Below are 19,640 nucleotides of genomic sequence, written 5' to 3' on the forward strand. Positions count from 1 at the left end.
AAACTGCGCGCCTAGCGCTCGCGCGGGTTCGTGACGTGGGCAGGCACCGGCCTGCCCTCGATGACCGGAAGGCGCGGCGCCGGCCGCTCGACGGCCTTCGTGCGCGCCGCCTTCGCCGCCTTGCGATCCGCCCAGAAGCGCGCGAGCAGCAACAGACTGGCGATGGCGATACCGTCGGCGATCAATCCCAGAATCCAGTGCGACGGATAGCGGCCGAGCCCGAGCACGCCCATCGCGCGCAATGTCGAATCCAGCACGAGCGACACGCACGTTCCCGCGATGAAGCACACGAGCCCTTGCTGGCCGATCGTCACGATGCCGGGCAGCTTGCGCGCCAGCCTGCCGACCCATCCCGCATAGACACCGCGCGCGACGATCCACGCGATCGCCGCGAAACTCACGATGCGCAGCGTCGCGAGGTTCTGCTTCATGTATCCCGGCGGCGCCTGGGTTTCGAGGAAGAGCTTGAAGAACGCGAAGGTCAGCGCAATGGCGATCGCGCCCGCGGTCAGCCAGCGCGCGGTCTTGCTCGCGTGAAAGTCGTCGCTGATCGGCTGGACGCGCGAAAGAATGCCGGTCATGAACATCAGTTGCCACGCGAACGGGTTGAACGACCACGCTTCGCCGTAGGTGCCGGGCAGAAAGCGCAACAGCGGCATGGCCGCGAGCCACACGAGCAGGCTGCCGAACATCGCGATGACGGGCTTTTTCTGCGCGAGCGGAACGATCACCGGCACGGCGAGCGCGAACACCGAGTACATCGGCAGCACCGCGGAAAGATACGGCTGCTGACGCAGCAACGCGATATCGAAGGTCAGGCCGAACGGTCTCGCCAGAAAGTTCGGCCATTCGGTGTACTGGACCATCGGCGTGTCGACCTTGAGCGCCATCAGGAGCGCGCCGCCGATCAGCATCAGGAACGCCGTGAGCAGGTACGCGCGATAAATCTCCCAACTGCGTTTGAAAAAGCGTCGGCGTGCGACTGAATCGCTACGGCGAGTCGCAAGCGCCGTATAAGCCGCCGCCGACGCATAACCGCCAAGAAACACGAATACTTCTGCTGAATCGCAAAAAGCATATTGATGCAGCGTAAAGCGCGAAAGCACGCTTCCCGTTATGTGGTCCACCGCGATAATGAGCAGCACGATTCCGCGAAAGAAATCGACTTCGAGAGAACGTGTTGCCGGGGAAGTCATCTGGCGAATGCTCCACGAACTTGCGGTTTCGCACGCCGCCGGGAATGGCTTCGCGCACATACGGGGTTTGTACTGAGCCCGAAAAGAAAATTCCCTGAATCGACGAGTATTTAAATTAACACTCGATGGCAGTCGGCAAGCTGGCGGCAAAATGACTTTTTTGTCCGCTTTCCAGTAAATAGGCCGCTGCCTATACTCGAAACAAGTTCGACAAAAATGATGCGCGGAACGAATGCCGCGATTTCGAAGAGGAGGCCGTCATGCGCATTCATCTGCAAAGCGCCCATCTCGTCGCGATGATCGCCATCGCCCTGTTGAGCGCGCTGCTGCTTGCAGTGAAATTCCGTCCCGCGACATGGCGAGGCGTGCTTTTCGAAGCGGTCATCGCAAATCTGGGGGCGTTGCTGGCGGTGCTTGCTTTCGAAGTGCTTACCGCCTGACAGGCTGCGCCGGCTTTACAAGCCGGACCGGCAAAATAATTTCAAATCGATTGAACTTTCGCGCGCGTGTTCGCTCCTAGCAGGTAATGCTGTACGCGCGGCCGCGCTTTGCGGGCTGAACTGCAGCTCTCTTCTCCTCTCCGCTCCTGCTTATGGCGGGAGCGTTTCTTGGGCGCCAGGCGAAAGCCTCGCGCCTGTTCTTTTTTTCAGACCTCGTATTCACCGCTTCGTGATCCGCGTGATGTCGAGCCACGCCGACACGCAAACGATAGCGCGCAAAAACAAAAGCCAGGATCATCCGATCCTGGCTTTGTATTTTTCCGGAGCGCTCGCGCGGCCGGGCCGACGCGATGCCGCGCGCGCATGCGCTAAACGTTACGCCTGCGGAATCTCGATCTTCACTTCCAGCACTTCGAGGTCGTCCTGACGTTCGAGGCTCACTCGAATGTCGTCATCGGAAATTTTCACGTACTTCGAAATCACGGCAACGAGTTCCCGTTGCAACGCCGGCAGATAATCGGCGGCGGCTTTGCCACCCGCGCGCTCGTGCGCAATGATCAACTGCAAGCGTTCCTTCGCGACCGAAGCGGACTTCTTTTTCTCGCCCAGCAAAAACGAAAGAATCGACATTGCGTCCCCTTACTTGGTGCCGAAGATGCGTTGCAGCAGACCAGGCTTGTGATAGTCGGTGAAGCGCAGCGCCGTCTCTTCCCCGAGAAAGCGCGACACTACGTCCTTGTACGATTCAGCGACGTCCGTGCCATCCAGATGCACGGCCGGCAAGCCCTGGTTCGATGCATGCAGCACCGCTTCCGATTCCGGAATCACGCCGATCAGTTCGATGCGCAGGATTTCCTGGATATCGGAAAGCGACAGCATCTCGCCCTCGCTCACGCGCTTCGGGTTGTAACGCGTGATGAGCAGATGTTCCTTGACCGGATCCTTGCCTTCGACCGCGCGCTTGGTCTTCGACGACAGAATGCCGAGAATGCGGTCCGAGTCGCGCACCGAAGACACTTCCGGATTCGTCACGATGAGCGCTTCATCGGCGAAGTGCATCGCCATCAGCGCGCCGGATTCGATGCCCGCCGGCGAATCGCAGACGATGTACTCGAAATCCATCTTGATCAACTCGTTGATCACCTTCTCGACGCCTTCGAGCGTGAGCGCGTCTTTATCGCGCGTCTGCGAAGCCGGCAGGATATAGAGGTTCTCGCACTTCTTGTCCTTAATGAGCGCCTGGTGAAGATTCGCTTCGCCCTGAATGACGTTGATCAGGTCGTACACCACGCGGCGTTCGCAGCCCATGATGAGGTCGAGATTGCGCAGACCGACGTCGAAGTCGATCACGGCCGTCTTGTGGCCGCGCAATGCGAGCGCCGATGCGAAGCTCGCGCTGGTGGTCGTCTTGCCGACGCCGCCCTTCCCCGAAGTCACCACAATGATTTTTGCCATACAAGTACCTTGTGTTCGTCAATAGGTCCGCTCGCGTTGCGTTCGGGCGCGCGCCGGGGCATCGGGCGCGCCGGCCGATCCGACCCGTCAGGTCAGCCGCAGCGGTTCGATCATGAGTTTTTCTTCGTTCAGCCAGATCTGCACCGGCTTGCTGAGCACGTCGGCCGGCAGCGGGTTCTCGGTCGTCCGGTAGATGCCCGCGATGGAGATGAGTTCCGGCTCGAGACAGGTGCAGAAGATGCGCGCGTCGAGATTGCCGTGCACGCCCGCGAGCGCACGGCCCCGCAACGGCGCATAGATATGGATATTGCCTTCCGCGATCACTTCGGCCCCGTACGACACGAGCCCGAGCACGATCAGATCGCCCTTCGCGTAGACCTGCTGACCCGAGCGCAGCGGCCGGTCGACGATGGTCACGGGCGCAGGCGGCGACATGGGCGCCGGCTCCTTCGCGACAGCCGCCTCGATCACGGCGGCGGCTTCGGTGTTCGGCTTCGCCTCGTCGGTCGAAGGCTTCGGCGCGCCGCGCCGGTCGCGCGCTTCGAGAATCGGCAGGCCGCCTTCGTTCGCCCACTGGATCGCCCACGTCTGCGCGGGAAGCGCGACGATACCGATCGGACGCATGCGCACGCTCTTCAACAAATTCTCGAGTTCGGCGAGCGGCACGCGTTCGCCCTCGCCGGCCTTCGAATCGGCGAGACGGCGCACGTCGATCGCGACGACATCGCCTGCGAAGAATTCGGGAGTCGCTTCGAAGCGCCGCGTAAGTTCGGTGCGCAGCGCGCCGAGGTCGGGAGTCTTGACGACGAAGAGAAGCGTATCGACGGAGCCGCTGCGCAGTTCAAAGAAGGGCGTTTTGTTGAGCGACATAGGAACGGCCAAAAATTTTGCGTATTTTACAGGCGTTGCCGCACACGGCCATAATTTTCGAGACCGATTTTCCGCTATCGAAAACGAGAAATGTGTGCCACGCATGCGTGCGAGACGCGGCGGCGAAGCTCCGACCAACGCGCGTCAGACGTGCATGTGGCGCACGAAAAGCGACTCGGCTTCTTCTTCGTGCGACAACATCGCGCGGCGGTCGCCGGTCGGACCGAAACCGAGGCGCTCGTAGAAGCGCACCGCGGTGCGGTTCTCCTCGGAGATCCACGCATGCACTTCGGCGACGCCCTGCTGGACGAGCCATTGCGACGCGACGTTCACGAGCAGTTCGCCGCCGCGCAGATGCCGCACGGCCGGCGCGACCCACAGCGCGCTCACGAACGCGCGCGCGCTCGGCGCCTCTTCGATGTACGCATGCACGAGACCGCAGGGATGACCTTCCGTGTAGAGCAGAAATGTCGCGAGCCGAGGCGCTTTCGCGTGCAGCGCCGCGGTGTCGTCGAACAGCGAGGGATCGACGAGCAGCGCATCTTCAAGCGTTTCGCCGAATGCATACGGCGCTTCGCGCAGCGATGCCGTGCGAAGCTCGCGCAGAACCGATCCTTGGTGCGCGGCAATGCGGCTGACGGTCAATGAGGGACTCATGCGGGCTATTTCTCTCTGGCTCTCAGGCTCAAGCGCGTGCGGCTCTGTCGGCGGCTCCGGCGCTCGGGCCATCGACATAGCTTCAACCGAACGGGCGAACCCGTCAATTCCTAAATCCGGGAAAGTGCTTTACAGCGCACACGAGAAGGACCGCGTGCTCACGGCGCCGCATAGCTTCCCGTACCGTCCGGCCACGGTGTGAGCACTTCGAAGCCGTCGTCGGTGACGGCGACCATGTGCTCCCATTGCGCGGACAGCGAGCGATCCTTCGTGGTCACGGTCCAGCCGTCGCGCGACTGCTGCGTGGCGGCGCGTCCCGCGTTGATCATCGGCTCGATGGTGAAGACGAGACCGGGCTTCAGGCGCAGCCCCGCGCCGCGCTGGCCGTAGTGCAGCACTTGCGGATCTTCGTGATACACCCGGCCGATTCCGTGACCGCAATACTCGCGCACCACCGAAAAGCCCTCGCGATGCGCGACGCCCTGGATCGCGAAGCCGATGTCGCCGAGCGTCGCGCCCGGGCGCACTTCGCGCATGCCGGCGACCATCGCTTCGTAGGTCGTTTCGGTGAGGCGGCGCGCTTCGGCGCTCGGCGTGCCGGCGTAATACATGCGGCTCGTGTCGCCGTAGTAGCCGTCCTTGATGATCGCGACATCGATGTTGATGATGTCGCCGTCCTTCAGTTCTTTCGGCCCGGGAATGCCGTGACATACGACGTGATTCACCGAGGTGCAGACCGTCTTCGGAAAGCCCATGTAGCCGACGTTGGCGGGAATGGCCTTCAGTTCGTCGACGATGAAGCGATTGCAGATGGCGTCGAGTTCGTCGGTGGTGACGCCCGGACGGACGTGCTCGGCGATCATCGCGAGGACTTCGGCGGCCATGCGGCCGGAGATGCGCAACTTTTCGATGTCGGCGGGTGTCTTGAGCGTGATGGCCATTGAAGCAGTGCGAATGGGTTCGTGCCGCCTCGCGCGCGCGTTTTCGCCGAGGTTCGAGACGGGTGGCGCGTGAGGACAATGGGGCCGATGATAGCACTCCCGCGCAAACCCTCCGCTTGGAAAGCCGCACGGGCACTGCATTTCGAGGCTTGCCGCGCGTGCCTTCCGATGCGCCGCGAGCGCCGTTCGCCCTTGTGACGAAAGCGCGTTTGTGTTTTAGTGGCCCGATTTCGAACTTGCCGGAGCGTTATGAATTTGCATCGATTTGTCCTGCTTTCCGTCATGCTGTCGGGCATGGCGACGCTTGCCGCCTGCAGTTCGACGAGCGAGCCCGAGTTGCGCGCATCGAAGCCCGTGATTCACGTTTCGTCGGCGCGGGTCGCGTCGGATATATCGAGTTGTCTGCAGCGCATGATTCCTTCCGCGCAAACGCGGCGCGATCAAGGGACGACCGAGTTGCTCGTCGGGTCGAATGCGTGGCTCGTGACGTTGACGCCGTCGGCTTATGGATCGATCGTGAAGGTGCAGCAGTCGTCGAGTGACGATGGCGGCGTGCCGGAGCCCGAACTGCGATTCGATATTGCGCGGTGTACGACCTGAGAAATCGCTCCGCGCTACGTACGCGAAGCCCAAAATGCAAAACCCCGCAAGTCTCACGACTTGCGGGGTTTTAGTGTCTTGGCGGAGAGGGTGGGATTCGAACCCACGGTACGGGAAAACCGTACGCCTGATTTCGAGTCAGGTACATTCGACCACTCTGCCACCTCTCCGTCTACCCTTTCGGGTCTTCGTGAACTGGTCGTTGCTCAACGAAGAACGAGAGTATATCGAACTCTTTCGCGCTTTCCAATAGCCTTTTCGAAAATAAACGTCACACTGCTGCCGAAACTTCGATTCTTTCCGCGCCGCGCATGTACGGACGCAGCACCGCCGGAATCGTCACCGAGCCGTCCGCGTTCTGGAAGTTCTCCAGCACCGCAACGAGCGTGCGACCGACAGCCAGCCCCGATCCGTTCAGCGTATGCACGAATTCCGGCTTGCCCTGCGCATTGCGGAAACGCGCCTGCATTCGGCGCGCCTGGAACGCCTCGGTATTCGAGCAGCTCGAAATCTCGCGATACGTGTTCTGTGCAGGCAGCCAGACTTCGAGATCGAAGGTTTTCGCGGCGGAAAAACCCATATCGCCCGTGCAGAGCGCGATCACGCGATACGGCAGTTCCAGCTTCTGGAGAATCGTTTCCGCCTGCCCGACCATCTCGTCGAGCGCGGCATAGGAATGTTCCGGCGACACGATCTGCACCATCTCGACCTTGTCGAACTGATGCTGGCGGATCAGGCCGCGCGTATCGCGCCCGTACGAGCCCGCTTCCGAACGGAAGCACGGCGAATGCGCGGTGAGCTTCACCGGCAACGCGCTGGCTTCGAGGATGCTGTCGCGCACCGTGTTCGTCAGCGAGATTTCCGACGTCGAAATGAGGTACTGCGTGACCGTGTTTTCATCGCCGCCCTTCTCGACGCGGAACATGTCGTCGGCGAACTTGGGCAACTGGCCCGTGCCGTAGAGAATCTCCGGATTCACGATATACGGCGTGTACGCCTCCGTATAGCCGTGCTGCTCCGTGTGCGTGTCGATCATGAACTGCGCGAGCGCGCGATGCAGCCTTGCGATCGGCCCGCGCAGCAGCGTGAAGCGCGCGCCCGAGAGCTTCGCGCCCGTTTCGAAATCGAGCCCGAGCGGCGCACCGACATCGACGTGATCTCTGATCTCGAAATCGAACGAACGCGGCGCGCCCCAGCGCCGCACTTCGACGTTCTGCGTTTCGTCGTTGCCCACCGGCACGCTCTCGTGCGGCAGGTTCGGCACGGTCAGCATCAAATCCGACAGACGCTTCTGGATCTCTTCGAGCTTCGCCGCCGATTCCTTCATCGTGTCGCCGATGCCGCCCACTTCCGCCATCACCGCGGACGTGTCCTCGCCGCGGCCCTTCATCGCGCCGATTTGCTTCGACAGGCTGTTGCGGCGCGCCTGGAGTTCTTCCGTACGGGTCTGGATATCGCGGCGCTCGGCTTCGAGCGCGGCGAAGGCGGCAACGTCGAGCGTGAAGCCTCGATCGGCGAGACGCTTCGCGACGCCGTCCAGGTCTTTGCGGAGGGTTTGGATGTCGAGCATGGCGGGGGCAGCTTTGTTAGGTAATCGGAAATGCCGATTTTAGCGCACGGTCATTGCGCGCCGGTTGCGTTTCGGCGATCCGCGCGCCGAAACGCGGCCTGCCCGCGCGCGAAACGCACGCCGTGGACTTCAGCGCTTCTTGTCGTCGCGATGTTCGCGCCGCCAGGCTTCGTCGAGTTCCGCGAGCCGCGCGAGCTTTTCGCCGATCTTGCCTTCGAGCCCGCGCGGCGTCGGCTGATACCAGTGCGGATCGCGCATGCCGTCCGGCAGATAGGTTTCGCCGGCCGCATAGGCGTCGGGCTCGTCGTGCGCGTAGCGATATTCGTGACCGTAGCCAAGCTCCTTCATCAGCTTGGTCGGCGCGTTGCGCAGATGCACCGGCACGCCGCGCGACTGGTCCTTGCCGACGAAACGCCGCGCCTCGTTGTACGCGTTGTAGCCCGCGTTCGATTTCGGCGCGACCGCCAGATAGACGAGCGCCTGCCCGAGCGCCAGCTCGCCTTCCGGCGTGCCGAGGCGTTCGTAGGTTTCGGCCGCGTCGAGCGCGATGCGCGCGGCGCGCGGATCGGCCAGCCCGATATCCTCCCACGCCATGCGCACGATGCGCCGGGCCATGTAACGCGGGTCCGCGCCGCCGTCGAGCATGCGGCAGAACCAGTAGAGCGCCGCGTCCGGATTGCTTCCGCGCACGGATTTGTGCAGCGCGCTGATCTGGTCGTAAAACGCGTCGCCGCCTTTGTCGAAGCGGCGCAGATTTTCCGCGAGCGCGCTGCCGAGCAACGCGGTGTCGACGTCGGTCTGCTTTTGCTGCGCCGCCGCGCGCGCGACGATCTCCAGATTGTTCAGCAGCTTGCGGCCGTCGCCGTCGGCGGAGCCGATCAGCGCGTCGCGGGCTTCGTCGGTGAACGTCAGTCCGCCGAGTTCCTTTGTCGCGCGTTCGAGCAACTCCTTGAGTTCGTCGGCGTCGAGGCTTTTGAGCACGTAGACCGCCGCCCGCGACAAGAGCGCGCTGTTCACCTCGAACGACGGATTTTCCGTCGTCGCGCCGACGAACACGAACAGGCCCGACTCCACGTGCGGCAAGAACGCATCCTGCTGACTCTTGTTGAAGCGATGCACTTCGTCGACGAACACGAGCGTCTGATGCCCGTTCGCGCGATGGATCTGCGCCGTTTCCACCGCCTCGCGAATGTCCTTCACGCCCGAGAGCACCGCCGACAGCGAGATGAACTGCGCGTGGAACGCGTCGGCCATGAGGCGCGCGAGCGTGGTCTTGCCGACGCCGGGCGGGCCCCAGAGAATCATCGAATGCGCTTCGCCGGATTCGAACGCGACGCGCAGCGGCTTGGCCGGACCGAGCAGATGCTTCTGGCCGATCACGTCGTCGATGGTGCGAGGGCGCAGGCGCTCCGCGAGCGGAACGTTGCCACGGTTTTCTTCGAACATGTGCTGTGCGATGCAGATTGACGCAGTTGAGTGGATCGCGGCGATAATCTCGCCCTTCAGGAAGGCGCGGCGCGACCGCGAAGTCGGGTCATTATGACAGCCCGGCAGCGGCGGGCTCGCATGAAGCGGGCCACGCGCCCGGAATCCAAGCTTCGACAATATGAGGACGCAATCCGATGGGGCAAGAGCACACCACGAACGCCGCGGCGCACGGCGAAACTTCGACCTACGCGCCCCTCACGCCCGTGCCGCCCGAGCGGCGCGCGTTCGGCACGAGCGATGCCTTCGCGCTGTGGTTCTCGCTCGGCATCGGGCTTCTGGTCGCGCAGGCGGGCGCGCTGCTCGTGCCGGGACTGTCGTTGCCGCACGCGCTGACGGCGATCGTCATCGGCACGGTGATCGGCGTCGTGCTGCTCGCGCTGGCGGGTGTCGTCGGCACGGATACGGGGCTCGCGGCGATGTCCTCGCTGCGGCCGACGCTCGGCGTGCGCGGCGCGTCCGTGCCGGCGGTGCTCAACGCGATCCAGCTCGTCGGCTGGGGCTCGTTCGAGATCATCGTCATGCGCGATTCCGCCGACGCGCTCGCGAAGCAATCCTTCCATTTCTCGATGCCGCTCGTCTGGACGCTCGTCTTCGGCGTGCTCGCGACGCTGCTCGCGGTGAGCGGCCCGCTTTCCTTCGTGCGGCGCTTCCTGCGGACCTGGGGCATCTGGCTGCTGCTCGGCGGCGCGGGCTGGCTCACGTGGAATCTGCTGTCGAAGCACGATCTCGCCGCGCTGCTGTCGCGCCCCGGCACGGGCGAGATGGCATTCGGCGCGGGCATCGACCTCGTGGTCGCGATGCCGCTGTCGTGGCTGCCGCTGATCGCCGACTACACGCGCTTCGGCAAGAGCGCGGGCGGCGCGTTTCGCGGCACGCTGTTCGGCTATGGCATCGCGAATCTGTGGTTCTATGCGCTCGGCGCGATCTACGGCCTCGCGGCGGGCGGCGGCGACGCGCTCCTCACGACCGCGTTCGCGCAAGCCGGCGGCGGCATTGCGCTGTTCCTCATTCTGATCGATGAGACCGACAACGCCTTCGCCGACATCCACTCCGCGGCCGTATCGACGGGCACGTTCTGGGCGCGCGCGAGCGTGCCGCTGCTCTCGTGCGCGTTCGGCGCGCTGTGCACGCTCGTCGCGCTCGTCGTCGAGATGGGCAAGTACCAGAACTTCCTGCTGCTGATCGGCTCGGTGTTCGCGCCGCTCTTTGGCGTCGTGCTGGCCGATCACTTCATCGTGCGCAAGCGCCGGATCGACATTGGCGCGCTCGGGTCCGTCGGCGGACGCTACGGCTTTTCCGGCGGCTGGCATGTGAGCGCGTTCATCGCGTGGGGCGTCGGGATCGCGGCGTATCACGCGATCAATCAATGGCTGCCGAACCTCGGCGCGACGCTGCCCGCGCTCGCGCTCGGCGCGGTGTGCTATCTGCTGCTCGTGTCGGGACGGCGCCGCGCCTACGCCTGATGCCTTAGCGAAAAAGCCGCCATTTCCGGCGGCTTTTCACATCGATCGACTCGCGGAACTCAACCGCTGCGGCACCGAAGCGCACGTCGATGCGAGTCTTACCTGGCCGCGCGATACTCGACGCCCGGCAGCACGCACAGCAGCTCGAACGCGAGATTCGCGCCCAGAAGCGCGGTGGTGCCGAACGGGTCATAAGGCGGCGCAACTTCCACCAGATCCACGCCGACGATATTCAGCCCGCGCGCGCCGCGCACGATTTCGAGCGCCTGCGGCACGGTTAGTCCGGCGATTTCCGGTGTGCCGGTGCCGGGCGCGAACGCGGGATCGATGCCGTCGATATCGAACGTGATGTAGACGGGTCCGTCGCCCATTTGCGCGCGCACTTCGTCCATCAGCGGCGCGAGCGACTTGTTCCAGCACTCCTCCGTCTGCACGACGCGAAAGCCCTGCTCGCGGCACCAGTCGAAATCGCCGGCTTCGTAGCCCGTGCCGCGCAAGCCGATCTGCACGACGCGCGAGCAATCGAGCAAGCCCTCTTCCACCGCGCGCCGGAACGGCGTGCCGTGCGCGATCTTCTCGCCGAACATGGTGTCGTTGACGTCGGCGTGGGCATCGACATGAATCAGCCCGACCTTGCCGTGCTTCGCGTGGATCGCGCGTAGGATCGGCAGCGCGATGGTGTGATCGCCGCCCAGCGTGAGCGGCTTGCAGTCGTGCTTCAGGATTTCGCGATACGCGCGCTCGATGCGGTCGATCGAATCGAGCAGGTTGTACGGATTGATCGCGACATCGCCGATGTCCGCGACGCGCAGCGAATCGAACGGCGCGGCGCGCGTCGCCATGTTGTACGGACGCAGCAGCACCGATTCGCTGCGCACCTGACGCGGACCGAAGCGCGCGCCGGTGCGGTTCGAGGTGCCGAGATCGAACGGCACGCCGACGAAACACGCATCGAGCCCTTCGGCCGATTGCACGTGCGGCAGGCGCATCATCGTCGTGATGCCGCCGCAGCGCGGCATCTGGTTGCCCGACAGCGGCTGCGGGCGCTCGGCGCGCTGCTCGACGAAGTGCGAATCGAAGTGCTCGGCGGGCGCGAAAAGTGAGGATGTATTCATGGCGTCAGATGGGTTCGCGTTGACAACTGACAATTAATAGCCGCTTTTCAGCGAAGATAAAATGGCGACGAAATTAACTTAACATCGATATTTATCGATGTATCGGCGGCGCCCATGTTCACCACCCTTTCCGATCTCGATCTGCGCCTCATTCGCGTGTTCCTCGCCATCGCCGATGCGGGCGGCGTGTCGTCCGCGCAGGCGACGCTCAACGTCGGGCAATCGACCATCAGCACGCAGCTCGCGACGCTCGAAACGCGGCTCGGTTACCGGCTCTGCGAACGCGGGCGCGGCGGTTTCGCGCTGACTTCGCGCGGCGAGCAGTTCGTCGAGGCGTGCCGGACGCTGCTCGCCGCCGTCGACACGTTCGATTCGACCGCGCGCAATGTCGGCAGGAAGCTCGTCGGCACGCTCACGCTCGGGATGATCGGCAATACGCCCGTCAGCGCGAACGCGCGCGTCAGTCAGGCAATCGCGCGTTTCCGCCAGCGCGACGAATCCGTGCGCTTCGCGGTGCTGGTGCGCTCGCCGGGCGAACTGGAGGAAATGTTGCTGGCGGGGCGCATCCAGATGGCGATCGGGTATTTCTGGCATCGCGTGCCATCGCTCGATTACACCGAAATCTTCGCGGAAGATCAGCTCGCGTACTGCGGGCGCGCGCATCCGCTATTCGCGCGCGCGGGCGGCGTCGGCATCGCGCAGGCGTTCGAGCACGACTGGGCGTGGCGCAGCTATCCGCTGCCCGAGGCCGGCGAACTCACGCCGCGCCATATCGGCGCGCTCGCGGACAACATGGAGGCCGTCGCGATGCTCGTGCTCTCGGGCCGGCATCTCGGCTATCTGCCCGAGCACTTCGCCGCGCCGTATGTGAAGGACGGCGTGCTCGCGCCGCTGAATCCGCAGGCGATGCGCTATCGCGTCGCGTTCCAGATGGTCACGCGCGCGGAACGCCTGAGCGGCGCGCGCGGCGCGAAACGCGAAATCGTGGAGGCGTTTCTGGAGGACATGGCCGCGGCGCACGCGGCCATCGAATGAAAAAGGGCGCTTTCGCCGCGCCCTTTTCTGGTCAGCCGTTGATCACGTCCGCGCCCTTCGGCACGGTGAATTTGAAGGTATCGCTCTTGATCGGCGGGTTCTTCTGGATGTTCGAGAACGTGAGCAGCGTGACGTTGCCGAACACGTCGTGCAGTTCCATCGCCTGCAGATTGCCGTCCTTGAAGCCGATGCCGACCGTCTCGAACTGCGTGTCCTTCGCCTTCGGCGTGAGTTCCAGCCAGTCGATGCCGCCCTTCTCGCCCGCATCGCGCAGATTGAAGTTCTTTTCCAGATCGTTGCTGCCGAAGAGAATCGCCGCCGGACTCGCACCGAGCGCGCCGCCGAGCGTGCGCACGGTGACCTGGTTCAGGTCTTTGTCGTAGACGTAGAGCTTGTCGCCGTCGGCCTGCAGGATCTGCGCATACGGCTTCTGATACGACCAGATGAACTTGCCCGGCCGCGCGAACATGAAGGTGCCGCTGGACGTCTGGCCCTTCGTCGGCACCGCGTTCGACGTCGCGCCGTTGTTGGTCTTGCCGGGCGCCTTGATTTCCTGCTGCGTGAAGTCGCCGCGCGCCGCGTGGACTTGCGACACGAACGCCTTCAGTTGCTCCGTGCCGCTCGCGAATGCGTGCGATGCGAAGAGCGTCGACGCCGAAAAGATCGCCGCACCGAATGCCCTGGCGAGCGGATTCCCCGTAAATTGCTTCATCGTTATGTTCTCCATTTGGACGCGCGCGTCACTCCGCGTCGCGCGCCGGCGTCAGGATTTCGCGGTTGCCGTTCGACGACATCGCCGACACGAGCCCCGAGTTCTCCATCTGTTCAAGCAGACGCGCCGCGCGGTTGTAGCCGATACGCAAATGCCGCTGCACGAGCGAAATCGACGCGCGCTTGTTCTTGATGACGACCTCGACCGCCTGATCGTACAAAGGATCGGACTCGGCATCGCCCGAGCCGGTTCCGCCCGCGCCCGCCGAGCCTTCATCGCCGTCGCCGGCGAGGCCGCCTTCGAGAATGCCCTCGATATAGTTCGGCTCGCCGTGCTCTTTGAGCTTGTCGACCACGCGATGCACTTCCTCGTCCGACACGAACGCACCGTGCACCCGCACGGGCATGCCGGAGCCGGGCGGCAGATAAAGCATGTCGCCCATGCCGAGCAGCGATTCCGCGCCTTGCTGGTCGAGAATCGTGCGCGAATCGATCTTCGACGACACCTGGAACGCCATGCGCGTCGGCACGTTCGCCTTGATGAGGCCGGTGATCACGTCGACCGAAGGACGCTGCGTCGCGAGAATCAGGTGGATGCCCGCCGCACGCGCCTTCTGCGCGATCCGCGCGATCAGCTCTTCGACCTTCTTGCCGACGACCATCATCAGGTCCGCCAGTTCGTCGATCACGACGACGATGTTCGGCAGGCGCGTGAGCGGCTCGGGATCGTCGGGCGTGAGGCTGAACGGATTCGGAATCTTTTCGTCGCGCTTCTTCGCTTCGTCGATCTTCGTGTTGAAGCTCGCGAGATTGCGCACGCCCATCTTGCTCATGAGCTTGTAGCGGCGCTCCATTTCCGCGACCGCCCAGTTGAGCGCGTGGCCCGCCTGCCGCATGTCCGTGACGACCGGACACAGCAGATGCGGAATGCCTTCGTAGACGCTCATTTCGAGCATCTTCGGGTCGATGAGAATCAGGCGCACCTGATCCGCGCTCGCCTTGTAGAGCAGCGAGAGGATCATCGCGTTGATGCCGACCGACTTGCCCGAGCCCGTCGTGCCGGCGACCAGCAAGTGCGGCATCTTCGCGAGATCGGCGCAGACCGGATTGCCGCCGATGTCCTTGCCGAGACCCATGGTCAGCGGCGACGCGCCGTTCGCGTAGACCTCGGAGCCGAGAATCTCGGAGAGCTTGACCGTCTGGCGGCGCTGGTTCGGCAATTCGAGCGCCATGTAGTTCTTGCCCGGAATCGTCTCGACGACGCGAATCGACACGAGCGACAGCGAACGCGCGAGATCCTTCGCGAGACCGACGATCTGGCTGCCCTTCACGCCCGTCGCCGGCTCGATTTCGTAGCGCGTGACGACCGGCCCCGGATACGCGGCGATCACGCTCACCTCGACGCCGAAATCCTTCAGCTTCTTTTCGATGAGCCGCGAAGTGTATTCGAGCGTATCGGCGGCGATGGTTTCCTGGACCTTCGGCGGCGGATCGAGCAACGCGAGCGGCGGCAGCGTGGAATCGCCCGGCAGGTCCTTGAAGAGCGGCACCTGCTTCTCCTTCTCGGCGCGTTCGGAACGCGCGGGTGCCGGCGCGGCGGGCACGATCATGACCGGTTCGTGCTCCTCGCTCTTTTCGCGCGAGCGCACGACCTTGCCTTCGCGCTTGACCGCGGCCGCTTCGCCGAGCTTGCGGTCGCGGCCCGCTTCGCGGCGCAGTTGCGCGCCGGTGATCGCGTTGAGAATGCCGTCGCCGAGCTTTTCGCACACGGACAGCCACGAGAAGCGGAAATAGAGCGAGAGGCCGATCGCGAGCGCGATCAAAAGAAACAGCGTCGCGCCCGTGAAGCCGAGCGCATGCGACACATGCCGCGCGATGACATCACCGACGACGCCGCCCGGCGCACGCGGCAACTGCACCTTGAGCGACCACATGCGCAGCGCTTCGATGCCGTCGCTCGCGAGGAGCACGAGCACGAACGCGAACGCTTCGGCGAGCCAGGTGCGGTCGCGCGGCGCGTCTTCATCGACGACGGGCGGCTGCGTGGCGTGCTGAATGAGACGCCGGTAGTTCGCGACGATGCGCCGCCCGAGCAGCACGATGAGCCAGTAGGACGACAGCCCGAAGACGAGCAGCAGGATATCGGACGTATATGCGCCGACGCGCCCCGCCCAGTTCCCGATGCGATCGACGCTCACCGCGTGCGTCCAGCTCGGATCCTTGCGGCTGTACGAGAGGAGCGCCATCACGAGGAACAAGCCGAGCGCGACCTGGAGGATCCAGCGAATCTCGGTGAAGAGCCGCGACATGCGGTGCGGCAACGCCTGCGGGCTCGCGGAATAAGTAGCTTTGGCCATTGATTCGGTGTCGCTGTGTGTCGCTTTTTGCGGCTCGCGTCTTGCGCGAGGGCCGCATGGAACGGTGGCCTATTGTAAACGCTGCATTGCGGGGAAAGGCGCAAAACGGGCGCCTTCTTGCAACCTGTAACACTCGTCACGCGCGCGTCATGTGAATGTTTTTGCTCGCCGCAGCTATCAAACCGATTGAAAGGTTCACTCGGGAAGGCTTTTGCAGCGCCCTTTATAATCCTCTTTTTGCACCTAAATTCGGATCAACGGGATATCGCGCCGCATGCTTTGCACGACGAGCATCGTGGCTTGCGCCCGAATCGATCATCAATAACGGACCATCATCATGTCTTCGCCCAAACACGCCAAAGTGCTGATCCTCGGTTCCGGCCCCGCCGGCTACTCCGCCGCCGTCTATGCCGCGCGCGCGAACCTGTCGCCGCTGCTCGTCACGGGCCTCGCGCAGGGCGGCCAGCTGATGACCACCACGGACGTCGAGAACTGGCCGGCGGACCCGTCGGGCGTGCAGGGACCGGAACTGATGCAGCGTTTCGAAGAGCACGCGCGCCGCTTCAACACCGAGATCGTGTTCGATCACATCCACACCGCGAAGCTCAACGAGCGCCCCTTCCGCCTCATCGGCGATTCGGGCGAATACACCTGCGATTCGCTCATCATCGCGACGGGCGCATCGGCGCAATATCTCGGCGTGCCGTCGGAAGAAGCGTTCATGGGCAAGGGCGTGTCGGCCTGCGCGACCTGCGACGGCTTCTTCTATCGCAACGGTGAAGTCGCGGTGATCGGCGGCGGCAACACGGCCGTGGAGGAAGCGATCTATCTCGCGGGCATCGCGAAGAAGGTGACGGTCGTGCATCGCCGCGACAAGTTCCGCGCCGAGCCTATCCTCATCGACCGGCTGCTCGCGAAGGAAAAGGAAGGCATCGTCGATATCAAATGGAATCACGTGCTCGACGAAGTCACCGGCGATCAGTCCGGCGTCACCGGCCTGCGCATCAAGGATACGCAAAGCGGCAACACCACGGATATCGCGCTGCAGGGCGTGTTCGTCGCGATCGGCCACAAGCCGAACACCGATCTCTTCGTCAACCAGCTCGAGATGAAGAACGGCTACATCATCACGAAGGGCGGCACCACCGGCGACGCCACCGCGACGAGCATCCCCGGCGTGTTCGCGGCGGGCGACGTGCAGGATCACGTCTATCGCCAGGCGATCACGAGCGCCGGCACGGGCTGCATGGCCGCGCTCGACGCGCAGCGTTATCTCGAAACCATCGACGAAACCCCGACCGCGCATTCGATGAGCCACGAAGCGGATCGCTGATCGGGCGTCCAGCCGGGCGCGGCGAGCCGTTAGAATGGGGGCGCCCGCTTCCGGCGCGTCCAGAAACGCCGACTCGCACTGAAACGGGCCACGGTTCACGCCGCCGGCCCGTTTTCGATTTGAGCGCGCCATGCGTCGAGCCTGATTCCCGTCGATTTCCGTCGATTTCCGCTGGCCGAACGATGCCGAAGAATCTCCCCCACCCGAACGAACCGAAGGTCCGGCGCAAGCAAGCGCCGCGTCCCGCCACGTCCGCCGAAATCAAGCCGGTCGATGCGCGCGGCGTCGCCGCCGCCGTGAAGCGCGAAGGGCTGTCGGGTCTGTCGTCGCTCAAGCGCGCCTTGAAAGCCGATGCCGAAAAGCGCGAAGTGCAACGCGTCGCGGCGGTGCGCGCCGAACGCGAAGCCGTCGCGGATGCCGACGAGTTCCGTCGCGCGATCGGCGAAGTCGAACCGCTCAAGACGCCGCCGCGCACGACCGTCACGCGCGTGCCGCCGCCGCCCGTGCCGGTGCAGAGCCGTCGCGACGAGGAAGCCGTGCTGCAGGAAGCGCTCTCCGACGAATACGATCCCGAAAGCCTGCTCGACATCGACGAAACGCTGTCCTTCTACCGGCCCGGCATCAGTCAGGAAGTCGTGAGAAAGCTGCGGCGCGGCGCGTGGATCGTGCAGGCGCAGCTCGATCTGCACGGCATGCGCCGCGAAGAAGCGCGTGAAGCGCTCGCGGAATTCATCCGCGAATCGGTGAAGCGCGGGCTGCGGTGTCTGCGCGTGATTCACGGCAAAGGGCTCGGCTCTATCGGCAAGGAACCCGTGCTGAAGGGCAAGGTGCGCGCGTGGCTCGTGCAGAAGTCGGAAGTGATCGCGTTCTGTCAGGCGCGGCCGCACGACGGCGGCGCGGGCGCGGTGCTCGTGCTGCTGCAGCCGGGCGGCGCACCGCGTCATCACAACCATCCGCAGGACAAGAGCCTCGGCAGGAATCAGAATTCGGGGCCGGACAGTGCATCCTAGACTGAGCCTCGCCATCACCCTCATGGAGGCGCTCGCGATTTTCGCGTACGCCTTTTCCGGGCTCCTCGAAGCGCGCAAGCGCCGGCTCGACGCGGTCGGCGCGTTTCTCGTCGCGCTCGTCACCGCGTTCGGCGGCGGCACGGTGCGCGACGTGCTGCTTTCGCGCCGCCCGTTCTACTGGGTCGAGCATCAAGACTACGTGCTCCTCATCTTCGCGATGGCGATTTTCGCGCCCCTCTTCCTGAGCGTCACGTCGCGGCTCTTCGACCAGCGCGCGCTGCTCGTCACCGATGCGATCGGCCTCGGCCTTTTCAGCGTGTCGGGCACCTCGATCGCCCTCGATGCGCAAATGCCTGCCTTCACCGCGACGATGATGGGCGTCATCACCGGCGTATTCGGCGGCGTCCTGCGCGACGTCCTCTGCAACGAGATTCCGCTGATCCTGCGCGACTCGCGGCCCTACGCGGTGTGCGCGTTCGCCGGCTGCTGGATCTATCTCGGGCTGGAGCGCCTCGATGTCGATACCATCTACAACGTGCTCATTTCGACGGCGTTCATCCTGATCTCGCGGCTCATCACCTTCAAGTTCGATATCCGCCTGCCGCACTAGCCGCATCGGCGGCACGTGCGCGAAACAGGCGGGAAAACCCTTCCATTTGCTACAATCGCATCGTTTTCAGCCCCGCATCCGGCCGCGATGCAGCCCGCTCCGGTCGCCATCACGCACACAGAACATGAACATCGAGCAAGCGCGTTTCAACATGATCGAGCAACAGATCCGTCCGTGGGAAGTGCTGGACCAGGACGTGCTGAACTTGCTGTCAATCGTCAAACGCGAGAACTTCGTTCCCGCCGCGTACCGCAACATCGCCTTCGCGGACCTCGAAATACCGCTGCCCGGCGGCGAGCGCATGCTTTCGCCCAAGGTCGAAGCGCGCGTCCTGCAAGAGCTTGCGGTTCACAAGGGCGAGTCCGTGCTGGAAATCGGCAGCGGCTCGGGCTACATGGCGGCGCTGCTCGCGCATCGCGGCCGCAGCGTGACGACGGTCGAAATCTCGCCCGAACTCGCCGATTTCGCGAAGCAGAATCTCGCCGCCAATGGCGTGACGAACGCGGAAGTGATCACCGGCGACGGCGCGCTCGGCTGGGGTCAGGGCGCGCCTTACGACGTGATCTGCGTGTCCGGCGGCCTGCCGGTCATGCCGCAGGAATTTCTCGAGCAACTGAAGATCGGCGGGCGCATCGCGGCGTTCGTCGGCGCGGCGCCGGTCATGAAGGCGCAGATCATCACGCGCGTGGACGAAAAGCAGTTCCGCGTATCGGATGTTTTCGAAACGCTCGTCGCGCCGCTGAAGAACGCGGTGCATCCGTCGCAGTTCAAGTTCTAAGCCGAAAGCGC

At 64.1% G+C, this 19,640-nt stretch carries 19 protein-coding genes and 1 tRNA gene; 8 read left to right on the plus strand and 12 right to left on the minus strand.

From position 1 onward, the window contains the following. Nucleotides 1–11: 11 nt before the first annotated feature. Nucleotides 12–1,196, minus strand: a complete 1,185-nt coding sequence (locus tag NOV72_RS16750) for an OpgC domain-containing protein (RefSeq protein ID WP_106855744.1) — start codon at nucleotides 1,194–1,196, stop codon at nucleotides 12–14. Between the two features lie 260 nt (nucleotides 1,197–1,456). Between NOV72_RS16750 and NOV72_RS16755 the strand changes: the two genes are divergently transcribed. Beyond that, complete coding sequence (locus tag NOV72_RS16755; protein ID WP_106855711.1) at nucleotides 1,457–1,636, plus strand: hypothetical protein; 180 nt, start codon at nucleotides 1,457–1,459, stop codon at nucleotides 1,634–1,636. A gap of 375 nt (nucleotides 1,637–2,011) precedes the next feature. On the opposite strand, the gene minE is transcribed toward NOV72_RS16755, so the two are convergent. The 5 genes from minE to map form a co-directional block, all read right to left on the minus strand. Then, entirely contained in the window at nucleotides 2,012–2,266 is a 255-nt protein-coding gene (minE, locus tag NOV72_RS16760; RefSeq protein WP_106855712.1) for a cell division topological specificity factor MinE, read from the minus strand. Between the two features lie 9 nt (nucleotides 2,267–2,275). Further along, entirely contained in the window at nucleotides 2,276–3,091 is an 816-nt protein-coding gene (gene minD / locus NOV72_RS16765; RefSeq protein ID WP_106855713.1) for a septum site-determining protein MinD, read from the minus strand. Nucleotides 3,092–3,178: 87 nt separating this feature from the next. Then, nucleotides 3,179–3,961, minus strand: coding sequence for a septum site-determining protein MinC (gene minC / locus NOV72_RS16770; protein ID WP_106855714.1), 783 nt, complete (start codon nucleotides 3,959–3,961; stop codon nucleotides 3,179–3,181). Between the two features lie 144 nt (nucleotides 3,962–4,105). After that, nucleotides 4,106–4,618 carry a GNAT family N-acetyltransferase gene (locus NOV72_RS16775; protein ID WP_106855715.1) on the minus strand — a complete coding sequence of 171 codons (513 nt, stop codon included), beginning with the start codon at nucleotides 4,616–4,618 and terminating at the stop codon, nucleotides 4,106–4,108. A 158-nt stretch (nucleotides 4,619–4,776) separates the two neighbouring features. Continuing rightward, complete coding sequence (gene map / locus NOV72_RS16780; protein ID WP_106855716.1) at nucleotides 4,777–5,559, minus strand: type I methionyl aminopeptidase; 783 nt, start codon at nucleotides 5,557–5,559, stop codon at nucleotides 4,777–4,779. A gap of 249 nt (nucleotides 5,560–5,808) precedes the next feature. Here map and NOV72_RS16785 point away from each other — a divergent pair, with 249 nt between their 5' ends. Then, on the plus strand, nucleotides 5,809–6,159 hold the full coding sequence (locus NOV72_RS16785) for a hypothetical protein (protein WP_106855717.1): 351 nt from the start codon (nucleotides 5,809–5,811) through the stop codon (nucleotides 6,157–6,159). 79 nt (nucleotides 6,160–6,238) lie between these two features. Here NOV72_RS16785 and NOV72_RS16790 read toward each other — a convergent pair. The 3 genes from NOV72_RS16790 to NOV72_RS16800 form a co-directional block, all read right to left on the minus strand. Then, a tRNA-Ser gene (locus NOV72_RS16790) sits at nucleotides 6,239–6,329 on the minus strand. A gap of 101 nt (nucleotides 6,330–6,430) precedes the next feature. Beyond that, nucleotides 6,431–7,729, minus strand: coding sequence for a serine--tRNA ligase (gene serS, locus NOV72_RS16795; protein ID WP_106855718.1), 1,299 nt, complete (start codon nucleotides 7,727–7,729; stop codon nucleotides 6,431–6,433). A 129-nt stretch (nucleotides 7,730–7,858) separates the two neighbouring features. Then, nucleotides 7,859–9,175, minus strand: coding sequence for a replication-associated recombination protein A (locus NOV72_RS16800; protein WP_106855719.1), 1,317 nt, complete (start codon nucleotides 9,173–9,175; stop codon nucleotides 7,859–7,861). Between the two features lie 176 nt (nucleotides 9,176–9,351). Here NOV72_RS16800 and cytX point away from each other — a divergent pair, with 176 nt between their 5' ends. After that, nucleotides 9,352–10,680: a putative hydroxymethylpyrimidine transporter CytX gene (cytX, locus tag NOV72_RS16805; RefSeq protein ID WP_106855720.1), complete on the plus strand. Its 1,329-nt coding sequence runs from the start codon at nucleotides 9,352–9,354 to the stop codon at nucleotides 10,678–10,680. 98 nt (nucleotides 10,681–10,778) lie between these two features. Here the strand turns inward: cytX and speB are convergent, their stop codons facing one another. Beyond that, complete coding sequence (gene speB / locus NOV72_RS16810; protein WP_245933068.1) at nucleotides 10,779–11,795, minus strand: agmatinase; 1,017 nt, start codon at nucleotides 11,793–11,795, stop codon at nucleotides 10,779–10,781. A gap of 114 nt (nucleotides 11,796–11,909) precedes the next feature. On the opposite strand from speB, the gene NOV72_RS16815 reads away from it, so the two are divergent. Continuing rightward, nucleotides 11,910–12,830: a LysR family transcriptional regulator gene (locus NOV72_RS16815; RefSeq protein WP_106855721.1), complete on the plus strand. Its 921-nt coding sequence runs from the start codon at nucleotides 11,910–11,912 to the stop codon at nucleotides 12,828–12,830. A 31-nt stretch (nucleotides 12,831–12,861) separates the two neighbouring features. Here NOV72_RS16815 and lolA read toward each other — a convergent pair whose 3' ends face one another. Further along, nucleotides 12,862–13,542 (minus strand): outer membrane lipoprotein chaperone LolA, encoded by a 681-nt coding sequence (gene lolA / locus NOV72_RS16820; RefSeq protein WP_106855746.1) that lies wholly within the window; start codon nucleotides 13,540–13,542, stop codon nucleotides 12,862–12,864. Nucleotides 13,543–13,570: 28 nt separating this feature from the next. After that, complete coding sequence (locus NOV72_RS16825; RefSeq protein WP_106855722.1) at nucleotides 13,571–15,898, minus strand: DNA translocase FtsK; 2,328 nt, start codon at nucleotides 15,896–15,898, stop codon at nucleotides 13,571–13,573. A gap of 337 nt (nucleotides 15,899–16,235) precedes the next feature. Between NOV72_RS16825 and trxB the strand changes: the two genes are divergently transcribed. The 4 genes from trxB (at nucleotide 16,236) to NOV72_RS16845 (ending at nucleotide 19,629) form a co-directional block, all read left to right on the plus strand. Next, nucleotides 16,236–17,231 carry a thioredoxin-disulfide reductase gene (gene trxB, locus NOV72_RS16830; RefSeq protein ID WP_106855723.1) on the plus strand — a complete coding sequence of 332 codons (996 nt, stop codon included), beginning with the start codon at nucleotides 16,236–16,238 and terminating at the stop codon, nucleotides 17,229–17,231. Nucleotides 17,232–17,413: 182 nt separating this feature from the next. Then, nucleotides 17,414–18,241 (plus strand): Smr/MutS family protein, encoded by an 828-nt coding sequence (locus NOV72_RS16835; RefSeq protein WP_106855724.1) that lies wholly within the window; start codon nucleotides 17,414–17,416, stop codon nucleotides 18,239–18,241. Nucleotides 18,242–18,263: 22 nt separating this feature from the next. After that, the gene (locus NOV72_RS16840; RefSeq protein WP_181291081.1) at nucleotides 18,264–18,851 is read left to right on the plus strand and encodes a trimeric intracellular cation channel family protein; all 588 of its coding nucleotides are present in this window, start codon (nucleotides 18,264–18,266) and stop codon (nucleotides 18,849–18,851) included. Between the two features lie 124 nt (nucleotides 18,852–18,975). Next, complete coding sequence (locus tag NOV72_RS16845; protein ID WP_106855726.1) at nucleotides 18,976–19,629, plus strand: protein-L-isoaspartate O-methyltransferase family protein; 654 nt, start codon at nucleotides 18,976–18,978, stop codon at nucleotides 19,627–19,629. The last annotated feature ends 11 nt before the right edge of the window (nucleotides 19,630–19,640 follow it).

Source organism: Caballeronia novacaledonica, from assembly GCF_900258035.1.
GTDB lineage: Bacteria > Pseudomonadota > Gammaproteobacteria > Burkholderiales > Burkholderiaceae > Caballeronia > Caballeronia novacaledonica.